This is a genomic window from Acetobacter papayae JCM 25143 (assembly GCF_000613285.1).
GTDB classification, from domain to species: domain Bacteria; phylum Pseudomonadota; class Alphaproteobacteria; order Acetobacterales; family Acetobacteraceae; genus Acetobacter; species Acetobacter papayae.
In genome coordinates this window covers 1-3,014 of the sequence record NZ_BAIN01000126.1, presented here as the reverse complement: position 1 = coordinate 3,014, position 3,014 = coordinate 1, and the positions used below count along the sequence as shown (strand labels likewise).

The window sequence follows — 3,014 nt, the reverse complement described above, 5'->3', positions numbered from 1 at the left end:
CTCCCACCCTGCTGGCAGCATGGCCGCCAGCGTGCCGTGCAGGCGCTGCATGCGCGCGGGCCATGAAACCCGGCCCACACCCTGCCAAGCCGTATCAGGCACGTTCAGGCCGGATAGCCGCAGGCTTCCACGGCCAGACCAGCATTTTCGCACTGCCATGGTCCCGGCAGCGAGGGGGCTGGCAGCGTAAGCGTGCCAAGGCTGTCTGTCAGGCGCAGGCCAGCAGCACCACTCAGGCTGCCACTACTGTTCGTGCCTACCTCACCCTCGCTAGAGGCTGTGGCAGGCAGGATTTCCACCGTCCATTCCTGCCCCCGGCCGGCCAACGGTGCGCCCAGCTTCGCCGCTTCAGCCCGCAGCACGGCCAGTACCTCGGGGTGCTGGTAGCCAGTTACCACCGGCACACCGGGCTTGATGATCCCGGCTTTTTCCATGGCAATGGCGGTCAGCGTATCGCCCAGAAACGCCTCGTGATCGCGCGATATGGCGGTAATCACGCATGCGGCGGGGCGGGTGAGCACGTTCGTAGCATCACACCGTCCGCCCAGACCCACCTCGATAATGGCCAGCTCGGCAGGGTGACGGGCAAACAGCACGAAACCGGCAGCTGTCAGTACCTCGAACACGGTAATGGGCGCGCCATCATTGACCCGCTCGATTTCCTCCAGCGTGGCCACCAGCTCAGCCTCGCTGACCAGTTGCCCCGCAATACGGAAGCGCTCCGTCACATCCACCAGATGCGGCGATGTCATGACATGCACGCGCCAGCGCGGCCTCGCCCAGCGCGCGCAGGGTGGCGCAGGTGCTGCCCTTGCCGTTGGTGCCCGCCACATGGATAACCGGCGGCAGTTTGTTTTCGGGGTGGCCCAGACGGGCCAGCAGCGCCTGCAACCGATCCAGCGACAGATCGATCAGGGCTGGATACAGCCGGTTCAGCCGCTCCAGAATTTCACCGGGGCGGCCAGTAAACTCGGTCATGGCCGTAGCCCCCTGCCGGTGGCCACGGGGCGCTTACTCCGCTGCCCGTGCGGGTTCCGCCTTCTGGGGCGGCGGCGGGGCCGTTACGTCGGCCGGGGCGCGCATCAGCAGGCCGATAACGCGTGCCAGTGTCGCGGGGATATCCTTACGCGCCACCACCATGTCCAGCATCCCGTGGTCGAGCAGGTATTCAGAGCGCTGGAAACCCGGCGGCAGTTTTTCGCGCACGGTATCCTCGATCACGCGCGGGCCTGCAAAGCCGATCAGGGCGTTGGGTTCGCCAATCTGCACATCGCCCAGCATGGCGAAGGAAGCCGTAACCCCGCCGGTGGTGGGGTTGGTCAGCACCACAATGTAAGGCAGACCCGCATCACGCAGCATCTGCACCGCTACCGTGGTGCGCGGCATCTGCATGAGGCTGATAACGCTTCCTGCATGCGCGCTCCACCCGAGGCGGTAAACACCACCAGAGGCGATTTCTGCAAAATGGCCAGTCGCGTGGCGGCTACAAAGCGCTCGCCAAAAGCAGCGCCCATGGTGCCCGCCATGAACTCGAACGCCATAACAGCCACAACGGCGGGGTGCCCGCCAATAGTGCCATGCGCCACCGCGAGGGATTCGTCCTCATGGCTTTTGGCGCGCGCGTCTTTCAGGCGGTCGGTATATTTTTTCTGGTCGCGGAAGCCCAGCGGGTCCACCGGCGCCTGCGGCAGTTCGATCCGGCTGAACACCCCGTTATCGAACGTCCATTTCAGGCGGTCGGCCACAAGGGCGCGCATGTGGTGGCCACAATGCGGGCACACGTTGCGGGCCTTGCGCAGCTCCTTGCTGAGCAGCATCTGGTTACAGGACTCACAGGTGGTCCACAGATTATCCGGCACCTCACGACGCAGAAGGCCGCGAAGTTTGGGACGGACATATTCGGTGATCCAGCTCATCGTAAACCCTGTGCCTGCGCTATGATTACTGTCGACCGGAATGCGGCCCAAACGCCTGCATTACGCTGGCCGCGCCATTCTGCCAAGCTTTATGGCGCGACCATGCTGCCTGTTCAGGCTGCGGATTCAACCCAAGCCTTAAGCTGGCTCTTGGGCAGAGCGCCCACTTTCGTGTCCACAACCTTGCCATCACGCACGAGCATCAGTGTCGGAATGCTGCGCACGCCATAGGTGTTGGGGGTAAGCGGATTCTCGTCGATATTCACCTTGGCGACCGTAACCTTGCCTTGCAGGTCACGCCCGATTTCCTCAAGGGCCGGGCCGATCATCTTGCACGGGCCGCACCATTCAGCCCAGAAATCAACCAGCACCAGACCAGATGCCTTGAGGACATCGGCCTCGAAGCTGGAATCGCTGACAGCCAGAGTATGTTCGCTCATATTCGGAATTTCCCTGCTCTACAAACGCCCCACGGGCCTTGCACCCCGGAGGCTGGTTTTTTCAGTTCCCTACACTTAGGGCGGCCACGGGCAGGGTCAAGGGGCGGCGGGTTGCACGGCGGCGGGGGCATGCCCGTCCAACAGCGTGTCGGGCAGCAGATCAACCGTGGCCCCTCGGTCCAGACCAGCATGCACGTAATGGTGCGCTCGGGCCACAGGCCGCGCAGCAGGGCGCGGTACGCCGCCATCTGCCGTAGGTAGAGCACGGGCGTATCCTGCACGCGGGTGGGCGGATGGCGGCCACTTTTGTAATCGCACACCAAAACCCGCTCAGGCAGCACACACATACGGTCCACCTGCCCCATGATAACCTGCCCGCCCGCCACACCGGCCAGACGCTGCTCGGCCCGGCCACCGGGTGAAAAAAGCGGTGCAAGGTCGGGGGCCTGCAACACCGCCACCACCTGCGCGGCCAGTGTTTCCGCCTCATGCGTATCCAGCCCACTAGCGGCGCGCATAAGCCAGCGCCGCGCCAGTTCCAGATGCCGTGCGGGTGGATGATCAGGCAAGAACTGCAACAGCGCATGCACCATATTGCCACGGTGGAACGCCGCCTCGCGCGCCTTGCCCGGTGGCAACCCACCCACCGCCAGCGGCG

The 3,014-nt window shown here is 64.3% G+C and carries 2 protein-coding genes and 2 pseudogenes; all 4 read right to left on the bottom strand.

What is annotated here, in order from left to right; genetic code table 11:
• A pseudogene (locus tag JCM25143_RS20250) lies at positions 1–978 on the bottom strand (bifunctional folylpolyglutamate synthase/dihydrofolate synthase); the annotation flags it as partial.
• A 33-nt stretch (positions 979–1,011) separates the two neighbouring features.
• Positions 1,012–1,916, bottom strand: a pseudogene (gene accD / locus JCM25143_RS20245) (acetyl-CoA carboxylase, carboxyltransferase subunit beta).
• A 113-nt stretch (positions 1,917–2,029) separates the two neighbouring features.
• A complete protein-coding gene (gene trxA, locus JCM25143_RS14755; RefSeq protein ID WP_025861785.1) occupies positions 2,030–2,356 on the bottom strand; it encodes a thioredoxin TrxA in 327 nt (108 codons plus the stop codon).
• On the bottom strand, positions 2,353–3,014 hold a 662-nt coding region (locus JCM25143_RS20240), incomplete at its 5' end, for a PD-(D/E)XK nuclease family protein (protein ID WP_035371479.1). The genes trxA and JCM25143_RS20240, both read right to left, overlap by 4 nt.